The 14,445-nt window shown below is 73.3% G+C and carries 15 protein-coding genes; 6 read left to right on the top strand and 9 right to left on the bottom strand.

The features are described 5' to 3' along the window. Nucleotides 1-14: 14 nt before the first annotated feature. From FHU36_RS23495 to FHU36_RS23485, 3 genes are all read left to right on the top strand, one after another. Nucleotides 15-1,178: a glycoside hydrolase family 68 protein gene (locus FHU36_RS23495; protein ID WP_185086058.1), complete on the top strand. Its 1,164-nt coding sequence runs from the start codon at nucleotides 15-17 to the stop codon at nucleotides 1,176-1,178. Between the two features lie 116 nt (nucleotides 1,179-1,294). After that, entirely contained in the window at nucleotides 1,295-1,942 is a 648-nt protein-coding gene (locus FHU36_RS23490) for a PadR family transcriptional regulator (RefSeq protein WP_185086057.1), read from the top strand. A 156-nt stretch (nucleotides 1,943-2,098) separates the two neighbouring features. Then, the gene (locus FHU36_RS23485) at nucleotides 2,099-2,962 is read left to right on the top strand and encodes an alpha/beta fold hydrolase (RefSeq protein ID WP_185086056.1); all 864 of its coding nucleotides are present in this window, start codon (nucleotides 2,099-2,101) and stop codon (nucleotides 2,960-2,962) included. Nucleotides 2,963-2,980: 18 nt separating this feature from the next. Here FHU36_RS23485 and FHU36_RS23480 read toward each other — a convergent pair whose 3' ends face one another. From FHU36_RS23480 to FHU36_RS23460, 5 genes are all read right to left on the bottom strand, one after another. Beyond that, the gene (locus FHU36_RS23480; RefSeq protein WP_312891766.1) at nucleotides 2,981-4,561 is read right to left on the bottom strand and encodes a penicillin-binding transpeptidase domain-containing protein; all 1,581 of its coding nucleotides are present in this window, start codon (nucleotides 4,559-4,561) and stop codon (nucleotides 2,981-2,983) included. Nucleotides 4,562-4,642: 81 nt separating this feature from the next. Continuing rightward, entirely contained in the window at nucleotides 4,643-5,302 is a 660-nt protein-coding gene (locus tag FHU36_RS23475; protein ID WP_246502547.1) for a lysophospholipid acyltransferase family protein, read from the bottom strand. A gap of 252 nt (nucleotides 5,303-5,554) precedes the next feature. Further along, on the bottom strand, nucleotides 5,555-6,151 hold the full coding sequence (locus FHU36_RS23470; protein WP_312891765.1) for an NUDIX hydrolase: 597 nt from the start codon (nucleotides 6,149-6,151) through the stop codon (nucleotides 5,555-5,557). A 91-nt stretch (nucleotides 6,152-6,242) separates the two neighbouring features. After that, nucleotides 6,243-7,445 (bottom strand): sensor histidine kinase, encoded by a 1,203-nt coding sequence (locus tag FHU36_RS23465; protein WP_312891764.1) that lies wholly within the window; start codon nucleotides 7,443-7,445, stop codon nucleotides 6,243-6,245. Continuing rightward, nucleotides 7,442-8,095, bottom strand: coding sequence for a response regulator transcription factor (locus FHU36_RS23460; protein WP_185086054.1), 654 nt, complete (start codon nucleotides 8,093-8,095; stop codon nucleotides 7,442-7,444). Before FHU36_RS23460 ends, FHU36_RS23465 begins: the two co-directional genes overlap by 4 nt. A gap of 155 nt (nucleotides 8,096-8,250) precedes the next feature. Here FHU36_RS23460 and FHU36_RS23455 point away from each other — a divergent pair, with 155 nt between their 5' ends. Continuing rightward, on the top strand, nucleotides 8,251-8,790 hold the full coding sequence (locus FHU36_RS23455) for an apurinic/apyrimidinic endonuclease family protein (protein ID WP_185086053.1): 540 nt from the start codon (nucleotides 8,251-8,253) through the stop codon (nucleotides 8,788-8,790). Next, a complete protein-coding gene (locus FHU36_RS23450) occupies nucleotides 8,787-8,987 on the top strand; it encodes a hypothetical protein (protein WP_185086052.1) in 201 nt (66 codons plus the stop codon). Before FHU36_RS23455 ends, FHU36_RS23450 begins: the two co-directional genes overlap by 4 nt. 40 nt (nucleotides 8,988-9,027) lie before the next feature. On the opposite strand, the gene FHU36_RS23445 is transcribed toward FHU36_RS23450, so the two are convergent. Both FHU36_RS23445 and FHU36_RS23440 read right to left on the bottom strand, forming a co-directional pair. Beyond that, nucleotides 9,028-9,975 (bottom strand): pectate lyase family protein, encoded by a 948-nt coding sequence (locus tag FHU36_RS23445; protein WP_185086051.1) that lies wholly within the window; start codon nucleotides 9,973-9,975, stop codon nucleotides 9,028-9,030. Nucleotides 9,976-10,138: 163 nt separating this feature from the next. Continuing rightward, the gene (locus FHU36_RS23440) at nucleotides 10,139-12,127 is read right to left on the bottom strand and encodes a HelD family protein (protein WP_312891763.1); all 1,989 of its coding nucleotides are present in this window, start codon (nucleotides 12,125-12,127) and stop codon (nucleotides 10,139-10,141) included. Between the two features lie 68 nt (nucleotides 12,128-12,195). Here FHU36_RS23440 and FHU36_RS23435 point away from each other — a divergent pair, with 68 nt between their 5' ends. Continuing rightward, nucleotides 12,196-12,795, top strand: coding sequence for a TetR family transcriptional regulator (locus FHU36_RS23435; protein WP_185086050.1), 600 nt, complete (start codon nucleotides 12,196-12,198; stop codon nucleotides 12,793-12,795). Nucleotides 12,796-13,028: 233 nt separating this feature from the next. On the opposite strand, the gene FHU36_RS45825 is transcribed toward FHU36_RS23435, so the two are convergent. Both FHU36_RS45825 and FHU36_RS23425 read right to left on the bottom strand, forming a co-directional pair. Further along, nucleotides 13,029-13,544, bottom strand: coding sequence for a DUF4440 domain-containing protein (locus tag FHU36_RS45825; RefSeq protein ID WP_185086049.1), 516 nt, complete (start codon nucleotides 13,542-13,544; stop codon nucleotides 13,029-13,031). Continuing rightward, nucleotides 13,541-14,386, bottom strand: a complete 846-nt coding sequence (locus FHU36_RS23425) for an SDR family oxidoreductase (protein WP_185086048.1) — start codon at nucleotides 14,384-14,386, stop codon at nucleotides 13,541-13,543. Before FHU36_RS23425 ends, FHU36_RS45825 begins: the two co-directional genes overlap by 4 nt. Nucleotides 14,387-14,445 lie beyond the last annotated feature (59 nt).

Here is a 14,445-nt window from a genome sequence, read left to right as displayed (position 1 = left end):
CGGCAGGGTGCCGCATGAGCGGTGGCCGACCGGCGTACTGGACCCGCCGGCACCTCGATCTGCTTGCCGAGACCGGCGTGACGACGGCGCCCGTCATCGACCCGGCGGCCGTACCGCGGATCCTGCCTGACTACGACCTCTGGGACCTGTGGCCGATCCAGGAGGAGGACGGCTCGACGAGTGTGGCCGGCGGCCACGAGCTGTGGATGGCCCTGTCGGCGCCCGCTCTCGGCCACCCCGAGGAGCGCCACGATCAGGCCCGGATCCGGCTGCTCGGCAGGAACGGCGCGGAGTGGAAAGACCTCGGGAACGCCTTCGCCGACGACGCCTCGCCCGGCAGCCGCGAATGGTCGGGATCGGCGGTCCGCCGGCCCGACGGCACCGTGTCGGTGTTCTACACGGCCGCCGGACGGCGCGGCGAGGCACGCCCGACCTACCGGCAGAGCGTCATCGAGACCCGCCCTCTCCTGATCGCCGACCGTGGCCGGATCCTGCTGCAACAAGACGCCGAGCATCGAGAGGTCCTGCGCTCCGACGGCCGGATGTACCTGCCGGCCGACGAGGCCGACGGAGCACCGGGCCGTATCCGGGCCTTCCGCGATCCCGGCTGGTTCCGCGACCCGGCCGACGGGCGCGACCATCTGCTCGTCGCCGCATCCACCGCCTGGCAGGACGGCTTCACCGGCGCGATCGCCCTCGCCGAGCCACGGGGCGACACGTGGTCGCTGCTCCCGCCTCTGCTCGTCGCCGAAGGCGTCAACCACGAGCTCGAACGACCGCACGTCATCGTCCACGACTTCTGGTACTACCTCTTCTTCTGCACCCAGCGCCACACCTTCCACCCGCCCGGCCGCGCGCCCACCGGGCTGTACGGCTTCGCCGCGCCCAGCCTGACCGGACCCTACGAACCGCTCAACGGCTCCGGGCTCGTGCTCCAGAATCCCTCCTCCGAACCCGACCAGGCCTACGCCTGGCTGGTGCTGCCGGACCTCCACGTGGTCAGCTTCGCCAACTACCGCTCCCACCAGGGCATGGACCTCCGCAACGCGGCAGCCGCGCAGGCACGGGCCGGCTTCGGCGGCACCATCTCCCCGACGCTCCGGCTCACCCTGGACGGCATGGCCACCTCTGTCGTCCCGGTCGCGAAGGATGTGCAGCACACCTCGACCGGTTCTTGATGCGGGCACCCGGGGCGTCGTCGGCCACCCGGGTGGGCGGCTGAGGGCGGCCTCCTACCCAAGGCTTGCTCGCGGCCGTATACTCGTATACGGATAATCGGCGACGAGGAGGCGGCGTGACGAAGCGGCGCAAGGTCGGCAACCTGCTCGCGCTCGCCGTCCTGTCGGCCCTCGTGCAGCGGCCGATGCACCCGTACGAGATGGCCTCGGTCCTGCGCGCCCGCGGCAAGGATCGCGACATGGCCGTCAAATGGGGCTCCCTCTACACGGTCGTCCACAACCTCGACAAGCACGGCCTCATCGAGGCGGCGCAGAGCAGCCGCGAGGGCGGCCGGCCCGAGCGGACCGTCTACCGCGTCACCGACGCCGGTCGGGCGGAGCTCGAGGACTGGACGCGCGAGCTGCTGTCCACCCCGGAGGAGGAGCATCCCCGGTTCGAGGCCGGCCTGTCGGTCATGGCCGGCCTGGCGCCCGACGAGGTGACCACGCTGCTGCGCCGGCGCCTGGAGGCCCTGGAGACGCGCATCGCGGCGCAGCGGGCCGCGCTCGACCGCGAACGGGCGCAGATCCCGCGGCTGTTCCTCGTGGAGTCGGAGTACGCGCTGGCCATGCGGGAGGCCGAGGCCGCCTGGACCCGGTCGCTGCTGGACGAACTGGCCGCGGGCACGTTCCCCGGTCTGGAGCAGTGGCGTGCCTACCACCGGACGGGGCGCCTGGCCCCGGACGTGGCCGGCCTCGCCGAAAGGGGGTCCGTCACCGACTGACAGCGAAAAGGGCCCCGGCGAAGGTGCTGCAACACCGCCGCCGGGGCCCGCAGATCCCGATCACACGAACCCGCGCGGCGGATCCGGCACCGAGATGGCACAGGCAAGGATAGCCGGGGACTCTCCGCGTGGGCCGACCTGCCCGAAGGGGAGACCATGACAGATTCGCGCACCTCCACCGGCCGCGTGACGTCCGAGGACGGCACCGGCATCGCCTACCGCGTCATCGGCCGCGGCCCTGGCGTCGTGCTGCTGCACGGCGCCATGCAGTCCGGCGCCGGCCTCGTCGAGCTGGCCCGGTCACTGGCCGGCTCGTTCACCTGCTACCTGCCCGACCGGCGCGGGCGCGGCACGAGCGGCCCGTACGGCGCGGACCACCGCCTCCACAAGGACGTCGAGGACCTCGACGCGCTGCTCACCGCCACCGGCGCGCGCGACGTCGTCGGCATCAGCTCCGGCGCCATCATCGCGCTGCGCGCCGCGCTGGCGCGGCCCGGCCTGCGGCGGCTCGTCGCCTTCGAGCCGCCGCTGGACATCGGCGGCTCGAACCCGACCGGCTGGCTGGACCGCTTCGACCGGGAGATCGCGGCGGGCAGGGTGGCCGCCGCCCTGGTCACCGGCATGCGCGCCACCCGCATGGGGCCGGCCGCCTTCCGGGTGCTGCCGCGGTGGCTGCTGGAGCGGCTGACCACCACCTTCATCGCCCGCCAGGAGCGGGAGGGCGCGGGGGAGGAGCCGACGTTCCGGGAGCTGGCGCCGACGCTGCACCACGACGCCCGGATGGTGGCCGAGACGGCTGACGACGTGGGCGCCTTCCGGCAGGTGCGCGCCGAGGTGCTGCTGCTGGGCGGCTCCCGCAGTCCGGCCTACCTGAAGAAGGCGCTGACCGCGCTGGAGGAGGTGCTGCCGGGCGCGCGGCGGGCCGAGCTGGCGGGGCTCGGCCACGCGGCCGCGAACAACACGGCCGCGGGCGGGCGGCCGGAACGGGTCGCCGAGGAGGTGCGGCGCTTCCTCACCTGACCGCCGTGCCGGGGGCGGTCAGAGAGCGCGCAGGAAGTCGGCGGCGATGGGGGCGGCGACCTTGCCGCCTCCACCGCCTCCCTCGACCACCACCGCGAACGCCACGTCGCCCTTGAACCCCATGAACCAGGCGTGCGAGTCGAGCTTCTCGCCCGACCCGTACTCGGCCGTGCCGGTCTTGCCGTGCGTCCCCGCCGGCAGGCCGGCCGCCTTGGCCGTGCCCTTGGTCACCACGGCCGCCATCATCGCGTGCAGGTCCTCCTTGACCCCGTCGGGCAGCGGCTGCTCGGCCGCCTTCTGCTTCAGGCCGGGCACCAGCGTGGGCGGACGCCACGTGCCGTCGGCGATCGCGGCCGCCACGGCCGCCATCGACAGCGGGCTCGCCGTGATCTTGGCCTGTCCGAACGACTCGGCCGCCAGCTCGGCGTCGGACGTCGCCCGGGGCATGCTGGCCTTGGTGGCCGGGACCCCGATGGCCAGCGGTTGGTTGAAACCGACCTGCTCTGCCGTCTCCAGCAGCTTGGCCGCCCCGAGGTGCTGCTGCGCCAGCGGCGCGAACGTGGTGTTGCACGAGTGGGCGAAGGAGTCGAGGAACGACAGCGACCCGAACTCCGCCTTCTCGGAGTTGCGGATCCGCAGCCCGCCGACGGTCGCGTACTGGGGGCACGTCACCGTGTCACGCGGCGACATCCCGTCGGCCAGCAACCCGATCGCGGTGACGGCCTTGAACGTCGAGCCGGGCGCGTAGCGGCCGTCGAGCGCCCGGTTGAAGCCGCCCCGGTTGTTGACCACGGCCAGGATCTCGCCGCTGGCCGGCTCGACCGCCACCAGAGAGGTGGGCTTGGCGACGTCCTTCACGGCGGCGACGGCGGCCGCCTGCACCTTGGGGTCGAGCGTGGTCCGCACCGGCTCACCGGGAGCGCCCTTGATCGTGTGCAGCGTCTTGCCGCCGGCCTGGATCTCCGTCGTCGGCGTGCCCGCGAGCTGTTCCTGGAACGTCTCCTGCAGCCCGCCGCGCCCGATCGCCTGGCCGGGCCTGTAGGCGGAGCCGAGCCTGGCGACGTCCTTCTTGGTCGCCTTGTCGAGGTAGCCGACGAGTTGCTGCACCGAGCCGCCGACGGCATCGGTGTCTATGCGGTCGCCCTCGGCGTCGGTGATCTCGGCACGCTCGGGCCAGCGCGTCTTGAGCTGGAACGTGGTGCCCTGGGCCAGCGACGGATGCAGCGCGGCGGGCGTCCAGGCCACCTTCCAGGCCCGGTCGGCCACCGCCAGGTCGAGGTCGCCCTGGTAGGTCCACTCGCCGAGGTTCTTCAGCGTGAGCGTCGCCGTGTAGGGGACACTGGCCCGGCCGTCGGTCTCGGTGGCCCGGCCCAGCTCCACCTTCGCCGACTCCACGCCCAGGCCGGTGCGCATCTGCTCGTACGCGGTGAGCGGCTGCGGGGTGGCCAGCTGGGCCGTCATCGCCGCGGTGTCGCCCCGTTCCCAGGCGGCGGCGAAACGCTGCGCGGTCTCGGCGGGCGACCCCCGGGTGTGCAGCAGCCAGTATGCGCCACCGCCGGCGGCCCCCGCCGCCAGCACGGTGATGCCGGAAATGATCACGATGGTACGGCCACGCGCCACTGTCAGCCCCCTGATCGGTCGGCACGCCTGCTCGGAAGAACCTCAGAGCCTAGCCAAGATCTAGGACATCCCTTGCGCCGCCTTGAAGCTCGCCGCGTAGGTCGGCACGTACTCCTGGCCGGACAGCTTCTGGATGGCCGCCATGATGTCGTCGGTGACGCGGCGCCGGTCTCGGGCGTTGCTGTGGTCGCCCTCGAACGTCATCGGCGCGCCGATCGTGATGCCGATCCGGGCCGGGCGGGGGACGGTGGCCCCCACCGGGAGCACCTTCTCGGTGCCGCTGAGCGCGACGGGCAGCACCGGGGCGCCGGTCTTGAGCGCCAGCCAGGCCACGCCGATCTTGCCGCGGTAGAGGCGGCCGTCGGGGGAGCGGGTGCCCTCGGGGTGGATGCCGAACAACTCGCCCTGCTCCAGCAGGCCGGCCGCCGCGTCGAGCATGGACTGCGCGGCGTGGGCGCTCTCGCGGTCGGTCGGCAGGCTGCCGCCCAGCCGCATGAACCAGCCGGAGACCGGGTTGCCGTTGAAGTACTCGTTCTTGGCGGCGAAGGTGACGTGTCTCGGCAGCAGCGCGGGCAGCAGGAACGAGTCGAGCACGGACAGGTGGTTGGCGGCCAGGATCGCGGGGCCCGTCCTCGGCACGTGGGCCGCCCCGGAGATGTGCGGGCGCCACATCACGTGGGCGAGCGGTGTCGCGGCGAACTTGACCACTTGGTACAGCAACGGGCTCTCCTGGGAGGGTCGTCAATCGGCCACCCCACCATAGAGCAGGCGCCCCGGCCGGAGCCGGAGCGCCTGGGAAAAGCGTTAAGGCCGATGTGGCGGTCGCCTCCTCGGCGAGATGCACAACACGGCTCCAGCCGAACGGTATTCCGTGAAGGCGGTAATTTGCGGCCCGGGGGACACAGACCACATCGGCCATTCGACTCTAACGGACATCCGGTGATCCGTATTCCATCCGGCCCAAAGAATCAGTCAGGTCCTGGTCCAATGTGGCTGGGCGACGTGGGAGACCCGCAGCTCACGGCCACGCAGCGCCACCTCGGCGAACTGCCACAAAATCGCGCCGGTCGGCGCGTGGACCGTGATCGACGGGCCCAGCGGCATCTGCAGCAGCCCGCGGCGCCAGCGCGGCACCCCCGGCCGCAGGAACCTCTCCAGCGGCACCTCGTGCACCGAGGCCACCTCGCGCGGATCGCCCACCGGGCGCTGAGCGCCGCCGAAGGCCACCACCGGCGTGATCACGAACCCGGAGTCGGTGACGTAGTCGTCGAGCAGCCCCGCCACCTCCACGCCCCGCACGGACGTCTCCTCGGCCAGCTCGCGCAGCGCCGCCTCGACCGGTCGCTCGCCGTCGTCCAGCCGGCCGCCGGGCAGCGCCCACTGGCCGGCGTTGCGCCCGCGCGGGGCGCGCCTGATGAGGATCGTGTACGGCCCGCGGGCGGCATCCTCCAGCACGCACACGGTGACGGCGGCCGCGCGCAGCCCGGCGGCCGTCGGGGCCTGCCTGCGCGAGAACGCCGCCAGGTGGGCGGTGACGCGCTCGCGCAGCTCGTCCATCGGGGGAAGCACCCGCCCAGCATCCCACGCCGCCGCCTCCGTCCCCGGCCCCGCTGGAGGGCGCCGGAGGCGGAACGGAACGGCCGAAGCGGTGCGGCCGGGGTCAGCTCGGTGGGGCGGGGAGGCGGACCGTGACGGTGAGGCCGCCTTCGGGGCGGGCGCGGGCGGTGACGGTTCCGTCGTGGGCGTCGGTGATGGCGCGGACGATGGACAGTCCCAGGCCGGTGCCTCGTGCCGAACGGACGCGGTCGCCGTGTGCTCGGCGGAACGGTTGGAACAGGTCGTCCACGTCGTAGGGGGCTATGGCGGATCCGGTGTTGGCGACCTCGATGACGGCCCATCCATCCTGCTGGTGGAGTCGTATCCACACCTGTCCGTCGCGGACGTTGTACTTGAGCGCGTTCTCGATCAGGTTGAACACGCATCGTTCCAGGAGCAGCGGGTCGCCTGTGGCCAGGGCGGGTGGCAGGTCGTGGTGGATGGTGATCGGCCGTTTGCGTCGTTCTGGTGTGAGTTGTTCGAGTACGGCGCGTGTCACCTGGGCGAGGTTGATCGTTTTGCGGGTGTCGAGTTCCTGTTCGGACTGGGCCAGGAGGAGGAGTCCTTCGATGAGGCGTTCGTAGCGGGCGTTGGTGCCGAGCAGGGCGCGTGCGAGGGTTTTGAGGTCGGGGGATGCGGTGGGTTCCTCGAGTGAGACCTCCAGGACGGTTCGGTTGATGGCCAGGGGGGTGCGTAGTTCGTGGGAGGCGTTGGCGATGAAGCGTCGTTGGCCGTCGAACACGCGGTGCAGCCTGTCGAGCATGGCGTCGAAGGTGTCGGCCAGGCGTTTGACTTCGTCGGGTGGGCCTTGCAGAGCGATGCGTTCGTGCAGGTTGCTTTCGGACAGGCGTCGGGCGGTCTGGGTGAGGTGGTCGAGGGGGCGTAGGGCCCGTCCGGCCACCAGGTGCCCGAGCAGGATGGCGACCGCTCCGAGCAGCACCATGATGACGACGGAGAAGCCGAGCATCTCTTCCAGCACGCTCTCGCCCCGCTGCCGCACGTCCACCTGGACCTGGTGGAAGACCACATCGACCGGAGGCTGTGACGCGGCGCCGGGCAACAGGGCCGACTTGCCCTTGACGACCTTCGTCGCGCCGGCGGCGAACTGCTCCGACAGCGCTCGCGCGGACAGCAGGTACGTCGACCACAGCAACAGCGAGCCGGCCGTGAAGAAGAGTCCGCCGTAGAGGAGGGTGAGTCGCGCGCGCAGTCCCAGCCGGTGCCACGGCGACAGCCGGCGCCAGGGGAACGGGCCGCTGGGCCTCACAGCCGGTAGCCCCGGCCGGGCACGTTCTCGATCGTCGGGGGCGCGCCGAGCTTCCTGCGCAGCGAGGTCAGCGTGACGCGCAGCACCCCGCTGGCGGCGTCGGCGTACTCGTCCCAGACCCTCCGGCGCAGCTCGGCCGTCGAGACCAGGCCGCCACCGGCCACCAGCAGCTCGTGCAGCACGTCGAACTCCTTGCGGTTGAGCGTGATCTCCCGCCCGTCGCGGGTGACCGTGCGCCGGCCGGGGTCCAGCCGGATCCCGGCCCGTTCCACGGTGGCCGGGCCGGCCCGCCGCGAGCGGCGCGCCAGCGCCCGGACGCGGGCCACCAGCTCGGCGAAGGTGAACGGCTTGACCAGGTAGTCGTCCGCGCCGAGCGACAGCCCGCCGACCCGGTCGAGCACCCGCCCGGCCGCCGTCAGCATGAGCACCCGCCCGGGCGTGCGGCCGGCCGCCAGCTCGCGGCAGACGTCGTCCCCGTGCACCTCGGGCAGGTCGCGGTCGAGGACCACGACGTCGTAGGGCGCGCAGGCGGCCATCGCCAGCGCCTCGCGCCCGTCGTAGGCCACGTCGACCGCGATCGCGTGCAGCCGCAGGCCCCGCGCGATGGCGTCGGCCAGCTCCTCTTCGTCCTCGACGACGAGCACCCGCATCCCGGGCCCCCTTCCGTTCCGCTCCGAAGCGTGGCGGACGGGGTGTTAGCGGCGGATAAGGGGACTGGCCGTCGCTTACCCGGGTTTAGCACCGGCACCGCTGAAGTGAGCCTGGCGCCCGGGCGAGTGACCCGCGGCGCCGAGGAGTGACCGCTATGAACGTACGTCCCCTACTGGCCGCGGCCGCCCTGGCCGCCGCCCTGACCGGGTGCGGCGGCCCAGCCGCCAGGGACGCGGGAGTCGTGAGCGCGGGCGACGCCACGGGGAGCGCGGCGGCCCCGTCGTCCGGTGCGTCGTCCCCCGGGCCGTCGGCGACCGGCGACCGCAGGGAGGCCCAGCTCAAGTTCGCGCAGTGCATGCGTGAGCACGGCGTGGACATGGACGACCCCGACCCCGACGGCGCGATCAGGATCAAGGCGCGCAAGGGCCAGGAGAAGGCGGTGGACGAGGCCCAGAAGGCCTGCGAGCACTTCATGGAGGGCGCGGTCGGCGGTCCCAAGGGCAAGCCGGACGAGGAGGCGCTCGACCGTGCGGTGAAGCTCGCCCAGTGCATGCGTGAGCACGGCATCGACGTGGCGGACCCGGGCTCCGACGGCCGGATCCGGCTCCGCGTCGAACCGGGTACGCCGGAGGAGAAGGTCAAGGCGGCCCAGCAGGCGTGCAGGGAGCTGGGCCCGGGCGGGGGCGCGTCGTGACGAGGGGACTCCTGCTCGGCGGGCAGGACGTCGCCGGGCTTTCGGATCGGGAGCTGTCGGCGTTGCTGGGGCGGGTGCCGGGGTCGGTCTTCCAGCAGACGGTCGTGGGGGGCGGCTGGAAAGGAGCATCCCCCAGGCGGACGGGCCTGACGCGGCTCGTGGGACGCGGCCCCGGGCGACGGGGCCGCGTCCGCTGAGATCAGGCGAGGCCAGGTCAGGGCGGCCAGGTCAGGGAGGTCAGATCGGGATGCGGCCCGCTCCGGCCCCGCTCGTCACGATCGACTTGACGCTGGCAGGCGCGTCGAGCTGGTAGGAGTAGGGGATCGAGTTCACGCTGCCGCCGGCGTCGCCGCTGCCGGAGTTGACGAGGTGGTTGTTGCGGGCCACCAGGTTGCCGGGGGGTGAGCTGCCCTCGCCGCGGTGGTAGGGGTCGTCCACGTTCTCGAAGGAGTTGCCCTCGACCAGGACGCCCGCCTCCTGCGTGGAGGCGACGCCGTAGCCGCCGTTGTCGGCGTAGAAGTTGTTGTAGACGTGCACCGGGTTGCCGAAGCGCACGCGCGGGTGGCGCTGGTTGGAGCCGTCGAACCAGTTGTGGTGGTAGGTCACTCTCAGCTTGCCCCGGTCCTCCGAGCCGTTGTCGTCGCTGTGGCCGAGCAGCATGGACTTGTCGTGGTCGTGCACCCTGTTCCAGGAGATGGTGACGTAGTCGCTGGCGCGCTTGACGTCCACCGCGCCGTCGTTGCCGTCGGTGAAGGTGTTGTGGTCGATCCACACGCGGGTGGAGTACTGGACGTTGACGGCGTCGTCGTTCCAGCCGCGGAAGGTGAGGTTGCGGATGATCACGTTGGACGCCCTGGTGACGTTGAAGCCGCAGCCGGAGATCGTCGCGCCGGAGTTGCCGATGACGGTCTTGTTCGAGGCCACCTTCAGCATGCCGGAGCAGGAGATCGTCCCGGACACCCGGATGACGGCGGGCGAGCCGGACGACAGGGCGCTGGACAGGGCCGAGGACGAGGTCACCGTGGTGGGCGGGGTGGAGCCGCCGCCGGTGGTGCCGCCGCCCTGGGTGGCCCAGCCGACCAGGGCGGTATCGGCAGAGGCCTGCTGGGTCGTCGCGGCGGCCAGGCCGGTCATGGCGAGGGCGGCGGTGAGGCCGGTGATCAGGGTACGTCGTGGTGCGCGCATCTCTTGGTTCCTCCCAGGGGGACGGGTGGGGTGGACCACGCGATGTCGCAACGGTAGGAAAGCGCTTTCCGTATCGTCAAAGCCGATCAGTGGCCGTGCGGCGCGGCTCGCCGCGTCGCCGCAGGCCAGGGCATGACAACGTGCTTCACCACCGGTGAAAGTTTCATGTCCGGACGGCGTCCGGGGTCGCGAGCGGGGCGGGCAGGGGCCGGGCGTGCACCACGTCGAGGCGTGAGACGGCGCGGGTGAGCGCCACGTACAGCCGGTTGAGCCCGCGCCGCTCCGCCTCGGCGATGGCGGCCGGCTCGGCCACCACCACGTGGTCGAACTCCAGCCCCTTGGCCAGGGACGCGGGCAGCACGCTCAGCCGCTCGCCGAGGTCCAGCCCGCCGTCCCACAGGGCCGCCTTCAGCGCCTCGGCGTGGTCGTCGGCCGCGATCACGCCCACCGACCCCTCGAAGCCCAGCGCCTCGCGCGCCGCGGCGACGACACCCCGCTCCAGCCCCGGCACGCGCACGACCCGCAGCCGCCCGTCGCGGCGGTGCGAACGGGTCTCGGGCACGTCCGCGTCGAGCGCCGCCAGCAGCAGGTTCGCCAGCTCCACCACCGTCGCGGGCACCCGGAACCCCGTCGTCAGCGCCACGATCCGCGCGCGCGGCTTCCCCAGCGCGGCCATCACCTCGGGCCAGGAACGGGCGGCCCACGGGGTGGTGCCCTGAGCCAGGTCCCCGAGGACCGTGAGCGAGCCGTGCTCGCTGCGCCGGGCCACGGCCCTGCACTCCATGGGCGACAGGTCCTGTGCCTCGTCCACGATCACGTGGCCGTACCCGGCGGGCCGCTCCAGCAGCCCGGCGACCTCGTCCAGCAGCACAAGGTCGGCCCGCGACCAGGCGGCGCTCCGGTACGTGCGGGGCGGCCTCGCCCACGTGATGGCCCGCCGCTCCTCGCCGGTGAGCGGTCCGTCCTCCGGCGGGCAGGTCAGCACCTCGCACAGCACCTCCTCAGGCCGGACGGACGGCCAGACGGCGTCCAGGAACGGAGTGACGCCCCGGCCGATTCGCCGGACCCAGGCCGCGTTCGCCGCCTGGCCGCGCGCCTCGGCCTGGCGGCGCACCAGCTCGACCACCCGGGCGCGCACCCGCTCCCGCCCGGTCAGGTAGGGCAGGTCGTCGCGCAGCGTGCCGGCGACGATGTCGCGCAGCTCGCCCTCGCCCACCCGCCACCGGTAGGAGCCGTCGGGCACCGCCAGCGGCCCGTCCGGCTCGCCGACCCGCGCGTAAAGGGCCCGGCGCAGCACCTCGGCCATCCGCGCGTCGTGCTTGACCGCCTCGGCATCCGGGCCGTCGGCGGCCCGGACGAGCGCAGAGGGGGACGCTGCGGACAGCAGGCCCTCCAGCGTGGTCTGCTCCACGCCCGCCTCGCCCAGCGCGGGCAGCACGGCCGCGATGTAGCCGAGGAACGCCCGGTTGGGGCCCAGCACCAGCACGCCGCCGCGCTCCAGCCGCTGCCGGTGCGCGTACAGCAGGTAGGCGGCCCGGTGCAGGCCGACCGCGGTCTTGCCGGTGCCGGGCGCGCCCTGCACGCAGACCGACTCCTCCAGCCCGGCGCGGACCAGGTCGTCCTGCTCGGGCTGGATGGTGGCGACGATGTCGCGCATGGGGCCGACCCTGGGCCGCTCGATCTCGGCGGCCAGGATGCGGCTGTCGCCCTGCTCGCCCAGCTCCAGCCGTTCGTCCTCGTAGGAGGTGAGCGTGCCGCCGGACCAGCCGAAGCGGCGGCGCACGGCGACCCCCTGCGGGTCGCGCGCGCCGGCCCGGTAGAAGGCGCGGGAGACGGGGGCGCGCCAGTCGATCACGAGCGGCGGGGCGCCGTGCTCGCCCGGGACGTGCCGCCTACCGATGTGGTACGCCCGCCCGGCGTGGTCGGCGGAGTCCCGGCCGAAGTCGAGCCGGCCGAAGAACGGCGGCCCGTCGGGCTCCTCGCTCAGTTCCTTGGCCAGGCTCTTGAGGTGCCGGCCGAGCCGTTCGGCGCTGTAGCGGTCGGCCGCGACGGTCTCCCCGGTGATCACGTTGTCGCGGGCGGTGTCGAGCATCCTGCGCAGCCCGTCGCGGCAGCGTTCGGCGTGCCGCCGCTCCTCGTCGAGTCCGTCCACGGCTGAATCCTCCAAGTGTTAACCGAGTAAACAGTTTGACCAGGTTAACACTTTGCTAGAGTGGACGCATGACGGGACTACGCGAGCGGCAGCGGCGGCGGGTGCACGAGGCGATCTCGGCGGCGGCCGTCTCGCTCTTCCTGGAGCGGGGGTTCGACGAGGTGAGCGTCGCCGAGGTGGCCGCCGCGGCGCAGGTGTCGAAGCCGACGCTGTTCAAGTACTTCCCGGCCAAGGAGGACCTGGTCCTGCACCGCATCGCCGACCACCGGGCGGAGGCGGCCCGGGTGGTGCGGGCGCGCGGCGAGGGGGAGCGGCCGGTCGAGGCGCTGCGCCGCCACTTCCTCGACGGCCTGGCGCGCCACGACCCCGTCACCGGGCTGAACGACCATCCGCAGGTGGTGGCCTTCCACCGCATGGTGTTCGCCACGCCCAGCCTGGCGGCCCGCGTGCTCCGGTACATGGCCGACGACGAGCGGGCACTGGCCGAAGCGCTGGCGGAGACCGCCGACGCGCTCACGGCCGAGCTGCTGGCGGGGCAGGTGCTGGCCACCCAGCGGGTCCTGGCCCGGCGCAACTGGGCGGCGCTCGCCGCCGGCCGGCCACTGGCCGAGGTCGAGCCGGAGGCGGTCCGCGCGGCCGAGCACGCCTTCTCGCTGCTCGACCGCTGAGCCTCGCCGGGCCGAACCTTCGACCGCGCTGAGCCTCGAGTGCGCCGAGTTTCGACCGTGCCGAGTTTCGAGTGCGCGGAGTCTCGACCCGCGCTGAGTTTCGAGTGCGCTGAGTCTCGACCCGCGCCGAGTTTCGAGTGCGCGGAGTCTTGACCGGCTGACGCGGCCGGGCGGGGCGGCAGGTGTGCGCGGGGCTCAGTCGGCGGAGCGGGTCCGCCGGACCCGTGCGGCGTTCAGCCGGTCAGCCAGGTTTCGTGCAGGTGCAGCCACCGCGGCCCGGCCGGACCGTGGGCGAGGACGACCGTGGCGCGGCGGCCCTCGGTGTGCTGCCACTCCTCGTAGCGGGCGACGACGACGCCCGCCGCCGCGGCCACCACGGTGACGTCGCGGATCTCGATGCGCGCGTCCGGCCGGCGTCCGTACGCGGCCTCCACCTCGGCCAGCACCTCGGCCCGAGACAGCAGCCGCCCGTCCGGGGCCGCCAGCGTGAAGCCGGGCGCGTGCGCTTCGGCGAACCGTCCGAACGACGCCCGCGGCGCGGTCCCGGCCAGCCACCTCTCGATGACCTCGTGATGCCGCACGACCTCCGCCTGCACAGTGCGCGCCTGTTCGACCTCCTCCTGCGCGTCCGCCCGCACGTTCGCCTGTTCCTCAGACCGTACGTCCGCCCGTACGGTGTCCGTCTGCGCGGAGGTCGCCTGCGGCGCGTTGGGCGCGTCGCCGGGTGGGGTCTCCGGGCGGGGCGTCACGCGGTGACCCAGGGCCGGGCGGCAGCCCAGGCGGCCGGTGACGTCACCGTGATGCCGAGCCGCTCCGCGCCCCCGGACGGAGCGGCATACAGGTCGTGTCCCCGGTCCGCGACCCACCGGTACGTCGACGCCACCCCCGCGGCCGTCCGCGCCCCCGCGGCCGCGGCCAGCCCCGCCTCGAAGGCGTCCACGTCCACCCCCTCGTACCGGGCCCCGAAGGCCGCGGCCAGTTCCGGCCCCGTCACCGGTTCCCCGCCCAGGTCCAGCGTGGCTCCCTCCAGGCCGTCCCGGGTGAGCGCGGCCAGCGTGGCGGCGGCCAGGTCGGCATGGCTCAGCCAGGCCACCGGCACCCCCGCCGGGACCGGGTAGCGCAGCACCCCCTCGGCCGCCAGCCCGTCCCGCACCCACGGCGCCGCCAGGTTCTCCAGGTACAGCGGCGGGCACAACACCACCGACGGCACCGGCGACTCCAGCATCGCCCGCGCCGCGGCCCGCCGCGTCTCGAACGCCGCCACCCCTGTCTCGTCCACCGGCAGCCGGTTGCCCGTGCAGAACACCAGCCGCCGCACCCCGGCCGCCTTCGCCGCGTCCACCACGTGCCGCACGTACGCCGCGACCCGGCCCGGCTCGAACTCCAGCGGCAGCACCACCGAGGCGTGCGTCACCCCGGTGAACGCCTCCGCGACCCGCGCGGCGTCCCCGAGGTCCGCCCGGAACGGCTCCACCCCCTCGGGTGCGGCCCCCGCCCGGGACAGCCCCCGCACCGCGTACCCCTCGTCCGCCAGCCGCCGGGCCACAACCCCGCCCTGGGCGCCGCCCGCTCCGAACACCAGAAATCTCATGCCCCAAGCCTGCGCGGTCGCACCCGATACGCTCTATAAAGCCCGATCCGCGAGTCTTT

The organism is Nonomuraea muscovyensis (assembly GCF_014207745.1).
GTDB classification, from domain to species: Bacteria; Actinomycetota; Actinomycetes; order Streptosporangiales; family Streptosporangiaceae; genus Nonomuraea; species Nonomuraea muscovyensis.
The sequence above is the reverse complement of the archived record's forward strand: the minus strand, read 5'-3'. Positions and strand labels throughout refer to the sequence as shown.